This is a genomic window from Enterobacter sp. RHBSTW-00175, from assembly GCF_013927005.1.
In the GTDB taxonomy this organism is placed as follows: Bacteria; Pseudomonadota; Gammaproteobacteria; order Enterobacterales; family Enterobacteriaceae; genus Enterobacter.
This window is the reverse complement of sequence record NZ_CP055930.1, coordinates 1,124,196-1,141,569: the sequence shown is the minus strand read 5'-3', so window position 1 is coordinate 1,141,569 and position 17,374 is coordinate 1,124,196. Positions and strand designations below refer to the sequence as shown.

The 17,374-nt window shown below is 54.9% G+C and carries 19 protein-coding genes; 10 read left to right on the top strand and 9 right to left on the bottom strand.

The genetic code is table 11. The features are described 5' to 3' along the window. The 6 genes from HV107_RS05345 to HV107_RS05320 all read right to left on the bottom strand — a co-directional run bounded on the left by HV107_RS05345 (position 1) and on the right by HV107_RS05320 (position 5,919). Entirely contained in the window at positions 1-501 is a 501-nt protein-coding gene (locus HV107_RS05345) for a protein disulfide oxidoreductase (RefSeq protein ID WP_182062346.1), read from the bottom strand. Further along, positions 491-1,093 carry a DsbA family protein gene (locus HV107_RS05340; RefSeq protein ID WP_182062345.1) on the bottom strand — a complete coding sequence of 201 codons (603 nt, stop codon included), beginning with the start codon at positions 1,091-1,093 and terminating at the stop codon, positions 491-493. The genes HV107_RS05345 and HV107_RS05340 overlap by 11 nt, the downstream gene beginning before the upstream one ends. 1 nt (position 1,094) lies before the next feature. Further along, a complete protein-coding gene (locus tag HV107_RS05335; protein ID WP_182062344.1) occupies positions 1,095-3,104 on the bottom strand; it encodes a protein-disulfide reductase DsbD in 2,010 nt (669 codons plus the stop codon). Between the two features lie 48 nt (positions 3,105-3,152). Continuing rightward, positions 3,153-3,512, bottom strand: a complete 360-nt coding sequence (locus HV107_RS05330; RefSeq protein WP_182062343.1) for a copper resistance protein — start codon at positions 3,510-3,512, stop codon at positions 3,153-3,155. A gap of 125 nt (positions 3,513-3,637) precedes the next feature. Next, complete coding sequence (locus HV107_RS05325) at positions 3,638-5,071, bottom strand: 6-phospho-beta-glucosidase (protein ID WP_182062342.1); 1,434 nt, start codon at positions 5,069-5,071, stop codon at positions 3,638-3,640. A gap of 116 nt (positions 5,072-5,187) precedes the next feature. Continuing rightward, positions 5,188-5,919, bottom strand: coding sequence for a MurR/RpiR family transcriptional regulator (locus tag HV107_RS05320; protein WP_182063460.1), 732 nt, complete (start codon positions 5,917-5,919; stop codon positions 5,188-5,190). A gap of 52 nt (positions 5,920-5,971) precedes the next feature. Here HV107_RS05320 and yqfB point away from each other — a divergent pair, with 52 nt between their 5' ends. Both yqfB and trhA read left to right on the top strand, forming a co-directional pair. Next, the gene (gene yqfB, locus HV107_RS05315) at positions 5,972-6,283 is read left to right on the top strand and encodes a N(4)-acetylcytidine aminohydrolase (protein ID WP_182062341.1); all 312 of its coding nucleotides are present in this window, start codon (positions 5,972-5,974) and stop codon (positions 6,281-6,283) included. A 165-nt stretch (positions 6,284-6,448) separates the two neighbouring features. Beyond that, a complete protein-coding gene (trhA, locus tag HV107_RS05310) occupies positions 6,449-7,102 on the top strand; it encodes a PAQR family membrane homeostasis protein TrhA (protein WP_182062340.1) in 654 nt (217 codons plus the stop codon). Between the two features lie 73 nt (positions 7,103-7,175). Here the strand turns inward: trhA and ygfZ are convergent, their stop codons facing one another. Beyond that, positions 7,176-8,156, bottom strand: a complete 981-nt coding sequence (ygfZ, locus tag HV107_RS05305; RefSeq protein WP_182062339.1) for a tRNA-modifying protein YgfZ — start codon at positions 8,154-8,156, stop codon at positions 7,176-7,178. 293 nt (positions 8,157-8,449) lie between these two features. On the opposite strand from ygfZ, the gene sdhE reads away from it, so the two are divergent. Next, positions 8,450-8,716, top strand: a complete 267-nt coding sequence (gene sdhE, locus HV107_RS05300) for an FAD assembly factor SdhE (protein WP_014071654.1) — start codon at positions 8,450-8,452, stop codon at positions 8,714-8,716. Beyond that, positions 8,697-9,107 (top strand): protein YgfX, encoded by a 411-nt coding sequence (locus HV107_RS05295; RefSeq protein WP_182062338.1) that lies wholly within the window; start codon positions 8,697-8,699, stop codon positions 9,105-9,107. Before sdhE ends, HV107_RS05295 begins: the two co-directional genes overlap by 20 nt. A gap of 5 nt (positions 9,108-9,112) precedes the next feature. On the opposite strand, the gene fldB is transcribed toward HV107_RS05295, so the two are convergent. Continuing rightward, on the bottom strand, positions 9,113-9,634 hold the full coding sequence (gene fldB / locus HV107_RS05290) for a flavodoxin FldB (RefSeq protein ID WP_182062337.1): 522 nt from the start codon (positions 9,632-9,634) through the stop codon (positions 9,113-9,115). A 101-nt stretch (positions 9,635-9,735) separates the two neighbouring features. Here fldB and xerD point away from each other — a divergent pair, with 101 nt between their 5' ends. From xerD to lysS, 5 genes are all read left to right on the top strand, one after another. Continuing rightward, positions 9,736-10,632 carry a site-specific tyrosine recombinase XerD gene (gene xerD / locus HV107_RS05285; RefSeq protein ID WP_182062336.1) on the top strand — a complete coding sequence of 299 codons (897 nt, stop codon included), beginning with the start codon at positions 9,736-9,738 and terminating at the stop codon, positions 10,630-10,632. Between the two features lie 28 nt (positions 10,633-10,660). Then, a complete protein-coding gene (dsbC, locus tag HV107_RS05280; protein ID WP_182062335.1) occupies positions 10,661-11,374 on the top strand; it encodes a bifunctional protein-disulfide isomerase/oxidoreductase DsbC in 714 nt (237 codons plus the stop codon). Positions 11,375-11,379: 5 nt separating this feature from the next. Continuing rightward, complete coding sequence (gene recJ / locus HV107_RS05275) at positions 11,380-13,113, top strand: single-stranded-DNA-specific exonuclease RecJ (RefSeq protein ID WP_182062334.1); 1,734 nt, start codon at positions 11,380-11,382, stop codon at positions 13,111-13,113. 90 nt (positions 13,114-13,203) lie between these two features. Beyond that, positions 13,204-14,302 (top strand): peptide chain release factor 2 gene (gene prfB / locus HV107_RS05270; protein WP_182062333.1). Its coding sequence is split into 2 segments (ribosomal slippage): positions 13,204-13,278 and positions 13,280-14,302, totalling 1,098 coding nucleotides; the frame shifts between segments, so codons are not numbered across the junction. 9 nt (positions 14,303-14,311) lie between these two features. Continuing rightward, positions 14,312-15,829: a lysine--tRNA ligase gene (gene lysS, locus HV107_RS05265; RefSeq protein ID WP_182062332.1), complete on the top strand. Its 1,518-nt coding sequence runs from the start codon at positions 14,312-14,314 to the stop codon at positions 15,827-15,829. 48 nt (positions 15,830-15,877) lie between these two features. Here lysS and idi read toward each other — a convergent pair whose 3' ends face one another. Then, entirely contained in the window at positions 15,878-16,420 is a 543-nt protein-coding gene (gene idi, locus HV107_RS05260; protein ID WP_182062331.1) for an isopentenyl-diphosphate Delta-isomerase, read from the bottom strand. A 164-nt stretch (positions 16,421-16,584) separates the two neighbouring features. Between idi and actS the strand changes: the two genes are divergently transcribed. Beyond that, entirely contained in the window at positions 16,585-17,325 is a 741-nt protein-coding gene (gene actS, locus HV107_RS05255; protein ID WP_182062330.1) for an amidase activator ActS, read from the top strand. Positions 17,326-17,374: the final 49 nt, after the last annotated feature.

Here is a 17,374-nt window from a genome sequence, read left to right as displayed (position 1 = left end):
CTACGATGCCAGCCACAGTCTCAGGCGCATGCCCCAACTGCTGGTCCAGCCGGTGGTGATCGACTTCACCTCACCGTGAGAAATGACCACCATCGTCGGCGTTACCTGAACGTCCCACTGACGCGCCAGCTCTCCGCTGGCGTCATTGACCGTCGGCAGCGTCATCTTCTTCTTCGCAAGCCACGTTTCCAGCATGGCGTTATCGCCAGAGCGCAACGCAACGGATATCACGTTGCCACCCTCTGCGGCGAGCGTCGCCACCGAGGGGGTGGTGTAACGACACACGCCACACCAGGTCGCCCAGATGTAGACCAGCAGCGGCCGATCCCTGCTCATGGCGGCAAGATCAACGGGCTCACCGTCGAGGGTTTGCAGCGCCGTCGCGGAGAAATTCTGCGGCAGCGCAGGCTGGCGGAAATAGTCCACCGCGATGCTCACAACAACGCCAATCGTCAGCCATAGCGCCAGCTCGCGCAGCAAGCGCGTGAGTTTACTTGCCACGGGCGGATGCCAGCTGCGCTTTCACCAGCTCCTCCAGATCGTCATAGGGGATCGCACCCGCAACCATTTGATCGCCGATGATAGTCGCCGGAGTACCCTGGATATTCAGCACCTGCGACAAAATCAGGTTCATTTTCAGCGAGTCCATGGTTTTTTCATCCGTCGTGATGTTGTCAGTGCCGGTTTTCACCCGTGCCGCTGCGATGCTGGCATCATCGTGATAGCCCTTTTTCATCATCAAACGCTGGTGCAGCGGCCAGAACATATCGGGCTGCTGACGCCATGTAGAGAGTGCTGCTTTAGCGGCATTCACCGAGCTTTGTCCCTTGAACGGCAGCAGCTTGATGATCAGCTGCACGTCGGGGTTATCGCGCACGATTTTCTCCAGCATGGGGTCGAACTGCTTGCAGTAAGGACAGTTGTAGTCGGTGAACGAGACAATGGTCAGCTTTGGCTCTTTGGCACCGGTTCGCGGGCTGTAGGGGTCGTTAAACAGCAGTTCTGCCAGCTGGTCATCAGACGATTTTTCAGACGGTGCAGCAACGCTGAACGTTGATAAAGACAGCAGCAGTAAAGCAACAATGGCTCTCATGTTATTTTCCTTTCGCATTGGACAGGGTGGTTAACACCGCTTCGCGGCTCAATAGCGCAGGCAGCACGTGGCCCTGCGGCAGTCCTGGTCCGTAAATCTGGTTAAACGGCACGGCGGCGCTGCCGCGCGTGGTTAAGAACTGGCTAATGCTGGCGGAGGGGCGGCTCCAGTCTCCGCGCAGGGCGATGATATCCGGTGCTGAAAGCGCATCCTGTACGTCGTCGCGAAGCAACACGTTGTATTTATTGGCTTTACAGGTCACGCACCAGTCGGCGGTCACGTCGACGAAGACGCGCTTGTTCTCCGCCAGCGCGCGGGCAATAGCCTGTTCGCTAAGCGGCTGCCAGTTCACCCGGTCGCGACGGGGGTTCTCTCCACCGGAGCCGGTCACAAACGCGACAGCACCTGCAACCACAATGGTTAATGCTCCGGCGCGCAGTGCCGTTTGCCAGCGGTAGCGCCAGGCCGTCGCCAGCAGCAGAATGAGGATCAGTACCACACCCAGCGTGATGACAGGCAGGGTGCCGATGTGCGCGACCAGCAGGCTCAGCAGCCACAGTGACGAGCCGAGCATCATCAGGCCAAGCATGACCCGCACGACATTCATCCAGCGACCGGGGCGCGGCAGCCGTTGCGCCAGCCCCGGCCAGGCGACGACGAATAGCCAGGGCAGGCTCATCCCGATCCCCATCGCCAGGAAAATGCCCCACAGCAGCGGGAGCGGTGCCGCCAGTGCTACCGACACGGCGGTACCAAGAAACGGCGCGGTACACGGCGTCGCCAGCAGGGTTGCAAAAGCGCCTTGCCAGAAATGGCCCGCCAGTCCATTGCCGCCGCGCGTGGCGAGGAAGGTACTGGCAGAAGAGGTAAGCCGAATCTCAAATAGCCCCAGCAGGCTGGCGCTGAACAGCACCATCACCAGCGCCATCGCAGCGATAAACCACGGATTCTGGAACTGGATGCCCCAGCCGAGCGCCTGGTTGCCTAAGCGTAACACCGTCATCATCAGCGCCAGCGCGAGGAATGAAATGACTATCCCGCATACCGAAGCCAGAAACTGCCAGCGTACCTGACCGCGCGCCTGATGTTCGGTTTGCATCAGCGTGCCCAGCTTCATCGCCAGCACGGGCAGTACGCAGGGCATCACGTTGAGGATTAACCCACCCACCAGCGCCATCAGCAATATCCAGCCTAAGGCGGGGGCTGGCGCAGAGCCGCCTTGCCCGACAGGCAGGCTGGACTCCTGCGCCTGACCGCTATCGGCCAGCACCAGAGACAGGGTTTTGCCGCTGAGATTCGGTGCCGTCTCGCCCCAGCTATCGGACACCGGCACGGTGGCAGTGAGCGTGCCGTCGCGCACGGAGAAGCTCGGCTTGCCGAAATCGATATCGTCCATGCTGTCGATAAATAACGATGGCTGCTGCCAGCCCGCGTCGCGTTGCGCGGTCACCGTCAGCTTGCCGGAGGCGTAGCGAGCGCTAAGCGCAGACGTCAATCCACTGCTGAGTGGCAGCGTGCCCATCGCCCGGTTGAAATCATAATCAAAGCCACCGCCCGTAGAGGCCGTCAAATCCAGTGAGAACGGGTAGTCGGTCAGAATACAGACGTTGCTACAGGTGGACAGCGTCAGCACGCCGCTAAGGCGTTCGGGTACGTTGCCGCGCAGGGTGATGGGGAAACTGACGTCGCCGTGATATCCCTGCGTGGTGATACCCGCCACGTCGAAACGCTCGGGCGTTGGCCAGCGCCAGAGCGCCTCCAGCGGTTGATGCCAGGTTATCGCTGGGGCAATCCCGCCTTCTCCCGGCGATCGCCAGTAGGTCTTCCAGCCTTTCTGTAAGGCAACGTCCAGAAGCAGGCGGGTTTCGCCGCTGTTTTCAGTTTGGGCACGCAGCCTGACGCTGGCGTGCTGATTATCGGCGGCGCGCAGCCAGCCCGTGTCGGCGGCCTGGCTGAGGGGTAGCCATAGCCAAAGCAGGCAGACCAGCAGTCGCCTGAATACAGTAAACATAAATTTTCTCCGTAAATGATGAATTAACCTGATGTGTCAGGCGAATGCTCATTCACGGAAGACGCATAATCGCAGATGCACCCGCAATCGGGGTGGGGAGATAACACGAGGAGGCCACAGACGCTCGCGGCGCGGTGGAATAGCTGCCAGCAGCGCCAGCAGAAGGGTAACGGCGAACAGTGCGCTTTCAAACAGCACAGGCGGCACCGCCATCAGCGATTTTGCGCTGAGTTCACACGGCGTCACCGGCGCGTCGCTGCTCTCCTGGCCCTGCTGAACGGACTGGGCTGAGGCGGTGGCATTTATGACAAGCGCGTGCATCCCGGCCATCCGCTGGGCGGTGCATATCAGCACCACCAGACAGGCCAGGGCTACAAGCAGGATTGCTTTGCGTTGTCGCTTGATCATGTTCGCCTCAAATATTCACGAGGCCTATCTTATAGGGCGCAGGTTTTTTGGCAACGCGAAAGCTGTAAAGAAGTGTCTGGAAGATAAGCGGTTTGCCCTCTCCTGCGGGAGGAGAGGGCGAAGGATTATAACTGTTCGCCGTTGCTGGCGATCACGCCCTGGTACCAGTTAAAGCTCTTTTTACGGGAGCGGGACATGTCGCCGGTGCCGTCGTCGTGTTTGTTCACATAGATAAAGCCGTAGCGTTTGCTGTACTGGCCGGTGGTGAATGATACACAGTCGATGCAGCCCCACGGGGTGTAGCCCATCAGATCAACACCATCGTAAGTGACCGCTTTCATCATCTCTTCCACGTGAGCACGCAGGTAGTCGATACGATAGTCATCGTTGATGCTGCCGTCTTCTTCCACTTTGTCGTATGCACCAAAGCCATTTTCGACGATAAACAGCGGCTTCTGATAACGCTCGTACAGCTCACTCAGGGAATAACGCAGACCCACCGGGTCAATCTGCCAGCCCCAGTCAGATGCTTTCACGTGTGGGTTCGGCACGCTGCCCTCGAAGCCGGAAATAGCATCACCGGTACCGCCTTCCGCTTTCACGGCGTTGGTCATGTAGTAGCTGAAACCTAAATAATCACAGGTACCGTCACGCAGGATCTGATCGTCGCCGGCTTCCATTTTGATAGAGAAACCACGGCGTTCCCACTCGTTCAGCACGTAAGACGGGTAGTAACCACGCAACTGCACGTCGGTAAAGACGTAACGTTCGCGCATAGATTCCTGAGCAAACATCACATCTTCTGGTTTGCAGGAGAACGGATAGAGCGCAACCATTGCCAGCATACAGCCGACTTTCATTTCCGGGTTAATACGGCGTGCGGCTTTTACCGCCAGAGCGCTGGCCACGAACTGGTGGTGCAGCACCTGGTACATGGTTTCTTCCGGGTTGTCGTGTTCGGTGTAGACCACGCCAGAGCAGCAGTAGCCGAACAGCGGCGCACGCCAGTTACGCTGGTTGTTGATTTCGTTGAAGGTCATCCAGTATTTGACCTTGTTTTTGTAGCGCTCGAAGACCACTTCGGAGAAGCGTACAAAGAAATCCACCACTTTACGGTTGGTCCAGCCGCCGTATTCCTGCACCAGGTGCAGCGGCATTTCGAAGTGGGAGAGGGTGATCACCGGCTCAATGTTGTATTTCAGCAGTTCATCGAACATGTCATCGTAGAACTTCAGCCCTTCTTCATTTGGCCGCGTTTCGTCACCTTTCGGGAAGATTCGGGTCCAGGCGATAGAGGTACGGAAACATTTGAAGCCCATTTCGGCAAACAGCTTGATGTCTTCTTTGTAGTGGCCGTGGAAATCGATGGCTTCGTGGTTTGGGTAGTATTTGCCAGGCTCCACTTGCTGGGTGATTTCGCGCGGTACGCCGTGGGCGCCGCCAGTCAGCACGTCACAAATGCTTGGCCCTTTGCCGTCTTTGTTCCAGCCGCCTTCAACCTGGTGCGCCGCAACTGCGCCACCCCATAAAAAATCTTTTGGTAAGGTGAGTTTTTTCATCTTTGCTATTCTCAATGTATGGCTTATTGCTTTCGAGTCTAGCAAAGCGGAATTAAATGTCACGATATAACAATTCTCAGAAAATGTAATTTGTCACATTGAAAAAACAGGGTGTTTTATTCTGTTAATTTCTTCGCCAGTTTACGCCCCAGTGATTCCAGAATATAGATGACGGGAATTTGTGTTGTAATATCGTAGACGCCCGCAATACGCGTTTGCGGAACATGCCAGGAGAGATTAAAGTCCGCCAGTTTTGCCAGCCGGGAGTGCTCGTGGCTGGTAATCGACAAGACCTTGCAGTGGTGGAGGCTGAACTGGCTGGCGAAGCGCAGGATCTCTTCTGTTTCTCCCGAAACGGAAAGCACGATCGCCAGCGCATTTTTAGCCATATCGTTGGTTACCGGGAAATAAGGGTCATCGATATGATTGCTGAATTTTCCGATATTCGAGAAAAACCGCGCACCATATTTTGCAAGCGACCCTGATGTGCCAGCGCCGACAAATATAATTCGCTCAGAGGATAATATAATATCAACGGCATCATCTAATAACGCATCGAACTCTTCATTATTAACGCTTTTAAAGAAGCTAATGATTTCGCTGGCACCGAAATTTACCTGCTGGGGTTCGTTCTGCTCTAAATAGAGTTTAAAGCGCACGCGGAATTCGGAGTAGCCTTCGCAGCTGAGCTTGCGACAAAAGCGCAGAATGGTGGTGGTCGAAACTCCCGCCGCATCCGCCAGTTCACGGATGGTCATGTACATCACTTTGTCACGATTTTTAATGACATAGTTGTAGACCATCATCTCCAGATTGTTGAGACTGGCAACGGCGGAATGGGAGAACATGCTCACAGTGGCTACACTCACTCATCAGACTTTATCTTCAGGGAATAATAACATGCAGCCAAACGACATCACTTTTTTTCAGCGCTTTCAGGATGACATTCTGGCCGGGCGTAAAACCATCACCATCCGTGATGAAAGTGAATCCCATTTTAAAACCGGCGATATCCTGCGCGTTGGGCGCTATGAAGATGACGGCTATTTTTGCACCATCGAAGTAACGGGAACATCGACCGTCACGCTGGATACGCTGACGGAAAAACATGCTGAGCAGGAAAACATGACGGTGGGTACGCTGAGAAGTGTGATCGCCGAAATCTATCCAGGGCAGACCCAGTTTTATGTGATTGATTTTAAATGTGTTTAAGTTAAATAAACACATTTGTTAGCTGAAATGTTTTTGTAACTCTCTGATTGTAAATTGGAAAATTGAGAGTTAACTTTATTTTAGCTAACAGGTGTTCACTGGAATCATTCTCAGTTAGCATAGTCAGGCGATGAATAATCATCTTTTGTTTTCCCGGAGTTACTTATGGTGAGCAAGCCATTAATCGCACAGGGATATTCGCTGGCTGAGGAAATAGCCAACAGCATTAGCCACGGCATTGGCCTGGTATTTGGGATTGTCGGTTTAGTGTTACTGCTGGTGCAGGCGGCGGATACCAACGCCAGCGCCATGGCGATTACCAGCTACAGCCTGTATGGCGGGAGCATGATCCTGCTGTTTCTGGCATCGACGCTGTACCACGCTATTCCGCATCAGCGGGCTAAGATCTGGCTCAAGAAATTTGACCACTGCGCTATCTATCTTCTTATTGCAGGCACCTACACGCCGTTTTTGCTGGTGGGGTTAAACTCTCCGCTATCGCGTGGCCTGATGATCGTTATCTGGAGCCTGGCGCTGCTGGGTATTCTGTTTAAGCTGACCATTGCGCACCGGTTTAAGGTGTTGTCGCTGGTGACGTATCTGACAATGGGGTGGCTATCACTGATTGTGGTGTATCAACTGGCAATCAAGCTTGCGGCAGGTGGGGTAACCTTGCTGGCCGTTGGCGGGGTGGTCTATTCGCTGGGCGTGATTTTCTACGTCTGTAAGCGCATTCCCTACAACCATGCTATCTGGCACGGCTTCGTGCTGGGCGGCAGCGTGTGTCACTTCCTGGCGATTTATTTGTATGTGGGGTAGGTGTAGTTTTTTGCACCCTGCGGTCTGATGCCCTCACCCCCGCCCTCTCCCAGTGGGAGAGGGCGGGTAATCATTACTCTTCCAGCGAATACGGCAGTGGCTCGATGCTCAGGGTTTTTGCATCGTCACGTACGCGGAACACGCTGTCTGGCTCCATGTCGTTATTCATCACCGCTTGCACCAGCACGCGACCATCATCCAGCTGTACTGCGGCCAAAACCGTGCCGGTACGGCGCCAGTTTTCACCCATTTTCAGCTCAAGATCTTCACCGGCTTCCGGTACGCGGCTGGCGTGGCCTGCCAGCGTCCATAGAGCACGTTTATTCGCACCACGGAATTTTGCGCGCGCGACCATTTCCTGGCCGGTGTAGCACCCTTTCTTAAAGCTAATGCCCCCCAGCGCCTGTAGGTTGGTGGCCTGCGGGATAAATTGTGCGCTGTTCGCCGCATCAATGATCGGCAGCCCGGCTTCAATGTTGAGTGCCAGCCACTGTTGGCTATTATTCAACTGAGCTTCACCACGCAAGGCATCGGTGACGCGTTCTGCGGTGGCGACGTCGGTCACTAGCAGGAAACGCTCAGTCGGGTGCTCAAACCACAGGATTGAGGTCGCGCCGTCATGCACCAGCTGCGTTTCGGCATCTGGCAACTCGCTGAACAGATTTTTCAGGGCCGCGCGCGCCTGGAACCCGGCGACGCCAAGCAGGACATGCTCATCGTCAGGCGCGATGGTGACTTTGGAAAAGACCGCGTATTTTTTCAGTTCGGTCAGTTGGGCGTCGCGCAGGCTGCGGCGCTCAATAAGCGCGAACCCGCCCAGGCGGCGGAACAGACGCAGATTGCTCCACATCTTGCCTTTTGGGTCGCAGTGCGCAGCCAGTAAATGCTGGTTTTCAGTCATCTGGCTGACGTCAGCAGTGACCTGACCCTGCAAATATTTTTCGCTGTCGGCGCCGGTCAGTGTCGCCAGCGCCCAGTCATCAAGAGTAATAAGCGTCAGCGGCAGACGCGCAGAGGCGACGGGCTGGCGAGGAGAAAATGGAGTAAAAGCCATAGTGATGTCCTGAATTGCTTAACGCTTTGATAATGCCTAATGGTAAAAGAGACTGTTGTCATTGCAAGCGCTTTCAGCAGACCATTCGTGCCATATCTGACTTCTGCTCAGCGCTACGCAAAACAGTGTAATCCGCTATCTTAATGTGGTTTATTCTGGAACCCTGCTCCGGGTTCGCAATATTCCAGTAAAGAAACGGTCAAAAACACGTTACACTAGCCAGAGTTCCCGGCAGAAATAAAGCATCCCGAACGGGACACCGACTGTGCCAAACGTAATGCAGGAAAAAGAACATGGATATTAACAACAAGGCCCGTATCCACTGGGCTTGCCGTCGCGGAATGCGTGAACTTGATATTTCCATCATGCCATTCTTCGAATACGAGTACGACAGCTTAAGCGAAGACGATAAGCGTCTGTTTGTTCGCCTGCTTGAATCCGACGATCCTGATTTGTTCAACTGGCTAATGAACCACGGCAAACCCGCCGACACCGAGTTGCAACGGATGGTGCAATTAATTCAAACACGGAATCGGGAACGTGGTCCTGTGGCAATCTGATCTTCGCGTTTCATGGCGCTCGCAGTGGATGTCTTTATTACTCCACGGGCTGGTTGCGGCATTTGTATTACTGATGCCGTGGCCGCTTAGCTATACCCCTCTCTGGTTGCTGTTATTGTCATTCGTGGTGTTTGACAGCGTGCGTAGCCAGCGCCGTATCAATGCCTGTCAGGGTGAAATCAAACTGATGATGGATTCGCGCCTGCGCTGGCAGGGGAAAGAGTGGGACATTATTGGCACGCCCTGGATGCTCAGTTCCGGCATGATGCTCCGGCTACGTAAGGTGGGCGGTGGGCGTCGCCAGCATTTGTGGCTGGCAGCGGACAGCATGGATGAAGTGGAGTGGCGGGATCTGCGTCGGATGGTGTTGCAACAACCGACGCAGGAATAGGGCGGTTAGCTAAACTTTTCGGCCATTTCGCCCAGAATTTGCTCGCACCAGTTTTGCACACGCTCTTCGCTGAGGTCGTACTGGTTGGTTTCATCCAGCGCCAGCCCGACAAAAAGCTGTCCGTCGGCAATAATCGGTTTTTTGCTGGTGAACTCGTACCCTTCGGTCGGCCAATAACCGATAAACGTAACGCCTTTCAGGGCCAGTTTATCGTGCAACATACCTAGCGCATCCAGGAACCACTCGCCGTAACCTAACTGATCGCCCATCCCGTACATTGCAATGATTTTGCCGTCGAGGTTGACGGTATCAAGCTGATCCCAGATAGCTTCCCAGTCTTCCTGTATCTCGCCAAAATCCCAGGTCGGGATGCCAAGGATCAGCACATCGTACTGCTCCATCAGCGCGACCGTGTCATCTTTCAGGTTGTGCAACGTCACCAGTTCCGGGCCAATGATGTCACGAATTTTTTCTGCCGCCATTTCGGTGTAGCAAGTGCTGGAACCGTAGAACAGACCAATATTCATCGCGTAAATATCTCAATTCTTGCTTTGACTTTGCGCGTAGTGTACCAGAAACCACTGGCAATCAGGCATAATGCGCGGATTGCAGAAACAAAGGGGTTGATGTGGAAAAGGATCTCGCACTCATTGAACAGTTTCTCGATGCGCTGTGGCTTGAGAAAAACCTGGCCGACAACACTATTAGCGCCTATCGACGTGACCTTACCCTGCTGGTGGAGTGGCTGGCGCACAGGGAATTGGGGCTTGAAAACGCGCAAAGCGATGACCTGCAAGGACTGCTGGCTGAACGCATTGAAGGGGGCTACAAAGCGACCAGCTCCGCGCGCCTGTTAAGCGCCATGCGGCGGCTTTTTCAGCACCTTTACCGTGAGAAGATCCGTGCCGACGATCCCAGCGCGATGCTGGCCTCCCCTAAACTCCCGCAGCGACTGCCTAAAGATCTGAGCGAAGCACAAGTTGAGAGATTATTACAGTCGCCAGCGGTTGACCTGCCGCTGGAGTTACGCGATAAAGCCATGCTTGAGCTATTGTATGCTACCGGTTTGCGTGTTTCTGAGTTAGTCGGGCTGACGATGAGTGATATCAGCCTGCGTCAGGGGGTTGTGCGTGTGATCGGTAAAGGGAACAAAGAACGGCTGGTGCCGCTGGGAGAAGAGGCGGTCTACTGGCTGGAAACGTATCTGGAGCATGGCCGCCCGTGGTTGTTGAACGGCGTTTCTATTGATGTGCTCTTCCCAAGCCAGCGTGCGCAACAGATGACGCGGCAAACTTTCTGGCATCGCATTAAGCATTACGCCACACTGGCAGGTATCGATAGTGAAAAACTGTCGCCGCACGTTTTGCGTCATGCCTTCGCGACGCACCTGCTAAACCACGGAGCTGATTTACGCGTGGTGCAGATGCTACTTGGGCACAGCGATCTTTCAACGACGCAAATTTATACCCATGTCGCGACGGAACGCCTGCGGCAGCTTCACCAACAGCACCACCCACGCGCGTGAGTGCCGACGAATTGTAATAGGATTGAATATGAAAAAGTCTTTAGCGCTGCTCTCTTTGCTGGCAGCCTCTTTTACCGGTTTTGCTCACGCTGATGATGCCGCAATTAAGCAATCGCTGACCAAGCTTGGCGTAACCAGCAGCGATATCCAGTCTGCGCCAGTCGCCGGCATGAAAACTGTGCTGACCAACAGTGGCGTGCTGTATGTGACCGAAGACGGCAAACACATCATTCAGGGGCCAATGTATGACGTCAGCGGCGGACAGCCGGTGAACGTGACCAACCAGCTACTGATGAAAAACCTGAACGCGCTTGAAAAAGAGATGATCGTGTATAAAGCGGCGCAGGAAAAACACGTTATTACTGTCTTCACCGACATCACCTGTGGCTACTGTCACAAGCTGCATGAAGAGATGAAAGACTACAACGCGCTGGGGATCACTGTGCGTTACCTGGCCTTCCCGCGTGCGGGCGTGCAGAGCCAGCCAGAGCAGGACATGAAGGCTATCTGGTGTGCAAAAGATCGCAACAAAGCGTTTGATGATGCAATGAACGGCAAAGGCGTTACGCCTGCTTCTTGCGACATTGATATCGCGAACCACTACGCGCTGGGCGTGCAGTTTGGTGTGAACGGTACGCCTGCTATTGTGCTGAACAATGGCTACGTTGTGCCAGGTTATCAGGGGCCGAAAGAGATGAAAGAGTTCCTCGACGCGCACCAGAAACAGTTTGGTGGTAACTAATCCGCGTGAAAGCACCCATCCAACTCCGCCGTCGTGAAGTGAATGAGAACGCAGATCTCCCTGCGGATATGTCACCGCTTTTACGTCGGCTTTATGCCAGCCGTGGCGTGTTAAACGCCGCCGATCTTGAACGTAGCGTGAAAGGGATGCTTCCCTGGCAGCAGCTGAGCGGGGTTGAAACAGCCACCGCGATGCTCTACGACGCGTTCCGTGAAGGGACGCGGATTGTGGTCGTCGGTGATTTTGATGCCGATGGTGCGACCAGTACGGCGCTGAGCGTGCTAAGCCTGCGTGCGCTTGGGTGCGATAACGTCACCTACCTGGTGCCTAACCGCTTTGAAGATGGCTATGGTCTGAGTCCGGAAGTGGTGGAGCAGGCCCATGCGCTTGGCGCGCAGATGATCATGACCGTGGATAACGGGATCTCCTCACACGCCGGTGTCGATCGTGCGCATGAACTGAAGATCCCGGTGCTGGTTACCGATCACCATTTGCCGGGTGAAACCCTGCCTGCCGCCGAGGCAATCATTAACCCTAACCTGCGCGACTGTGAATTCCCGTCCAAATCACTGGCCGGTGTGGGTGTGGCGTTTTATCTGATGCTGGCACTGCGCACGCTGCTGCGTGAAAAAGGCTGGTTTGACGCGCGTGGAATTGCGATGCCGAACCTGGCAGAGTATCTCGACCTGGTGGCGCTGGGCACAGTGGCGGACGTTGTGCCGCTCGATACCAATAACCGCATTTTGACCTGGCAGGGGTTAAGCCGTATCCGTGCAGGCAAATGCCGTCCTGGCATTAAAGCACTGCTGGAAATTTCCAACCGTGATCCGCTCAAGCTGGCGGCAAGCGATTTAGGCTTTGCCCTGGGGCCGCGTCTGAACGCCGCCGGAAGGCTGGACGATATGTCCGTCGGCGTTGCGCTGCTGTTGTGCGACAACATCGGCGAAGCGCGGATGCTGGCAAACGAGCTGGATGCGCTGAACCAGACCCGTAAAGAGATTGAGCAGGGGATGCAGGCCGAAGCGCTGACCCTGTGCGAAAAGCTGGAACGCAGCGGCGATGCGCTGCCTGGCGGCCTGGCGATGTATCACCCCGAGTGGCATCAGGGCGTGGTGGGTATTCTGGCGTCGCGCATCAAGGAGCGTTTCCATCGTCCGGTGATCGCGTTTGCCCCGGCAGGGGATGGCACGCTAAAAGGCTCGGGGCGTTCGATTCAGGGGCTGCACATGCGTGATGCGCTGGAGCGTCTGGATACGCTCTATCCTGGGCTGATGATCAAGTTCGGCGGGCACGCGATGGCGGCAGGTTTGTCGCTGGAAGCGGCGAAGTTCGACGAGTTCCAGCGCCTGTTTGGTGAGCTGGTGACGGACTGGATAGACCCGTCTTTGTTGCAGGGTGAAGTGGTTTCCGATGGTGCGTTAACGGCCACTGAAATGACCATGGAAGTGGCGCAGATGCTGCGCGATGCCGGTCCGTGGGGGCAGATGTTCCCGGAACCGCTGTTCGATGGGCGTTTTCGCCTGCTGCAACAACGTATCGTTGGCGAACGCCATCTTAAGGTGATGGTCGAGCCGTCAGGCGGCGGCCCACTGCTTGACGGGATTGCTTTCAACGTCGACACCGCCATCTGGCCGGACAACGGCGTACGTGAAGTCGAGCTTGCCTACAAGCTGGATATTAACGAGTTTCGCGGTAACCGCTCACTGCAAATCATCATCGACAATATCTGGCCAATTTAGCGTCAGTAATCTCTATAAAAAAGAGCGTGGATTCGGTACAATCCCGCTCTTATCACCGCATTTTGACAAGTCCATAAAAGAAAACAGACCATGTTTGAAATTAATCCGGTAAAAAACCGCATTCAGGACCTCACCGAGCGCTCCGACGTTCTTAGGGGGTATCTTTGACTACGATGCCAAGAAAGAGCGTCTTGAAGAAGTAAACGCCGAGCTGGAACAGCCGGACGTCTGGAACGAACCTGAACGCGCACAGGCGCTGGGTAAAGAGCGTTCCTCTCTCGAAGCCATCGTAGATACGCTGGATCAAATGGCTCAGGGCCTGGAAGATGTTTCCGGTCTGCTGGAGCTGGCTGTAGAAGCCGACGACGAAGAAACCTTTAACGAAGCCGTAGCAGAACTCGACGTGCTGGAAGAGAAGCTGGCGCAGCTGGAATTCCGCCGCATGTTCTCCGGCGAATATGACAGCGCCGACTGCTATCTCGATATTCAGGCCGGTTCTGGCGGTACAGAAGCGCAGGACTGGGCCAGTATGCTGGCGCGTATGTATTTGCGTTGGGCAGAAGCTCGCGGTTTCAAAACCGAAATCATCGAAGAATCTGAAGGTGAAGTCGCGGGTCTTAAATCCATCACCATTAAGATTATTGGTGATTACGCCTACGGCTGGCTGCGCACTGAAACCGGCGTTCATCGTCTGGTACGTAAGAGCCCGTTCGATTCCGGCGGCCGCCGTCATACCTCCTTCAGCTCCGCGTTTGTCTATCCGGAAGTGAAAGACGATATCGATATCGAAATCAACCCGGCCGACCTGCGAATCGACGTTTACCGCGCATCCGGTGCGGGTGGTCAGCACGTTAACCGTACGGAATCGGCGGTGCGTATTACCCACCTTCCAACCAACACGGTTACGCAGTGCCAGAACGACCGTTCCCAGCATAAGAACAAAGACCAGGCCATGAAGCAGATGAAAGCGAAGCTTTATGAACTGGAGATGCAAAAGAAAAATGCTGAGAAACAGGCGATGGAAGACAACAAATCTGACATCGGTTGGGGCAGCCAGATTCGTTCTTACGTCCTTGATGACTCCCGCATCAAAGACCTGCGTACCGGGGTTGAAACCCGTAACACGCAGGCGGTGCTGGATGGCAGCCTGGACCAATTTATCGAAGCAAGTTTGAAAGCAGGGTTATGAGGAACCAACATGTCTGAACAACAAGCACAGGGCGCTGACGCGGTAGTCGATCTTAACAACGAACTGAAAACCCGCCGCGAGAAGCTGGCAGCACTGCGCGAGCAGGGCGTGCCGTTCCCGAACGATTTTCGTCGTGACCACACCTCAGACCAACTGCACGCTGACTTCGACGGCAAAGAAAACGAAGAGCTGGAAGCGCTGAACGTAGAAGTGTCTGTGGCTGGCCGTATGATGACGCGTCGTATCATGGGTAAAGCCTCTTTCGTGACCTTACAGGACGTTGGCGGTCGTATTCAGTTGTACGTTTCCCGCGACGACCTGCCAGAAGGCATCTACAACGAGCAGTTCAAGAAGTGGGACCTGGGCGATATCCTGGGCGCGAAAGGCAAGCTGTTCAAAACCAAGACCGGTGAGCTGTCTATCCACTGTACCGAGCTGCGTCTGCTGACCAAAGCACTGCGCCCACTGCCGGATAAATTCCACGGTTTGCAGGATCAGGAAGCGCGCTATCGTCAGCGTTACCTGGATCTCATCTCTAACGATGAATCCCGCAAGACCTTCAAAATCCGCTCCCAGATCATGGCTGGTATCCGTCAGTTCATGGTTAACCGCGACTTTATGGAAGTGGAAACCCCAATGATGCAGGTGATCCCAGGCGGCGCGTCTGCGCGTCCGTTCATCACGCATCACAACGCCCTGGATCTGGACATGTACCTGCGTATCGCGCCGGAACTGTACCTGAAACGTCTGGTGGTGGGTGGTTTCGACCGTGTGTTCGAAATTAACCGTAACTTCCGTAACGAAGGTATCTCCGTTCGCCATAACCCAGAGTTCACCATGATGGAACTCTATATGGCTTACGCAGATTACAAAGACCTGATCGAACTGACCGAATCCCTGTTCCGTACCCTGGCGCAGGACATTCTGGGCAAAACTGAAGTGCCTTACGGTGACGAGGTGTTCGACTTTGGTAAGCCGTTCGTTAAGCTGACCATGCGCGAAGCTATCAAGAAATACCGTCCAGAAACGGAGATGGCTGACCTGGATAACTTCGACTCTGCGAAAGCGATTGCAGAAAGCATCGGCATCAAGGTTGAGAAGAGCTGGGGTCTGGGCCGTATCGTGACTGAGATCTTCGAAGAAGTGGCAGAAGCGCACCTGATTCAGCCTACCTTCATCACCGAATACCCTGCAGAAGTGTCTCCGCTGGCGCGTCGTAATGACGAGAACCCAGAAATCACTGACCGCTTCGAATTCTTCATCGGTGGCCGCGAAATCGGCAACGGCTTTAGCGAGCTGAACGATGCTGAAGATCAGGCGCAGCGCTTCCAGGATCAGGTTGATGCGAAAGCGGCTGGCGACGACGAAGCTATGTTCTTCGACGAAGACTACGTGACTGCACTGGAACACGGCCTGCCGCCAACCGCAGGCCTGGGCATTGGTATCGACCGTATGGTAATGCTGTTCACTAACAGCCACACTATCCGTGACGTGATCCTCTTCCCGGCGATGCGTCCGGTGAAATAAGCCGTCAGGACGTTAAAAAAGCCCCGTGCGATTATCGCCGGGGCTTTTTTATTGTGTGGCGAAAGCGCGGAGCGCGTCGCGTGCGACGGTGGCTTCCATCACCATCCACGGGCTAAATGCCCAAGGCGTTGCGTCCAGCGCACGGAATAACGCTTCCAGCGTGACCCACTGGTACTCCATCACTTCATCATGGTTGATGGTGACGTCGGCAGTGACGCGTGCGGCATAAACCGGGCAGATCTCGTTTTCGACAATCCCGGAAGGATCGACTTCACGATAGCGAAATTCAGGCGCGACGGCGGTAATGTCAGTAATCTCTGCGCCCAATTCAAATCGGCAGCGGCGGATAATGGCCTGTTCAATCTCTTCACCGGATTGAGGGTGGCCGCACACGGAGTTGGTCCAGACGCCAGGCCAGGCTTTTTTGCACATGGCGCGCCGTGTAACCAGACATTCGCCTTTTGCGTTAAACAGCCAGGATGAGAAGGCCAGATGCAGCGGGGTATGCGACGTGTGTGCGGCGTATTTCTCCTGAGTGCCAATTACCGTTCCCTGGTCATTTACTAAAATGACGTGTTCTTGAATGCTCATTCCTGCTCCAGTGCCAATAATGCGGATGGTTCTGCACCATCAGCAGAGGAGTATTATACGGCATTCTTATACGAACGGTTTGTCTCCAGGAGCGGAAAAGGGCTGACCCTTATCTCTCCGGGCTGGTATCATAGTGCGCCATTTACGCTGACCGAGGATCCGTTTTGTTTGCAGGAAGCCTGAACAGAAACCCCATTATTGCCTTATCCCTTCTGACGCTAACGCTACTGCTGGCGGGGTGTTCGGGCAGTAAATCCTCCGATATGGGCGGTGCGGTGTACACCGTTAAGCGCGGGGATACGCTGTACCGAATTGCGCGTACAACGGGCACTAGCGTGAAAGATCTGGCGCGGATGAACAATATCCCTGCGCCCTATACCATCGAGGTGGGGCAAAAGCTGAAGGTTAACGGCGGCTCTTCTTCTACAGCAAAAAACTCCACGTCGTCTAAAACGAAAACCGCCAAAGTGACACCATCTTACGCAGTGCCGCAATCGTCCTGGCCGCCGGTCGGGCAGCGCTGCTGGGTCTGGCCTGCCAGTGGCAAAGTAGTGATGCCGTATTCAACGTCTGAGGGCGGAAACAAGGGCATTGATATCTCTGCGGCGCGCGGGACACCTGTTTATGCATCCGGTGCCGGGAAAGTGGTTTACGTCGGCGACCAGCTGCGCGGCTACGGTAATCTGATCATGATTAAGCATGGTGAAGATTACATCACGGCGTATGCGCACAACGACACTATGCTGGTGAACAATGGGCAGAACGTGAAGGCGGGGCAGAAGATTGCGACCATGGGCAGCACAGGGACGGACTCGGTGAAGCTCCACTTCCAGATCCGCTATCGCGCCACGGCCATCGATCCGCAGCGTTATCTTCCGGCACAGGGCAGCAAACCGAAGTGCTAAGTGATTATTTAATCGCCACTTAGTCATCAAGAGGCTTGTGTGAAAGTGC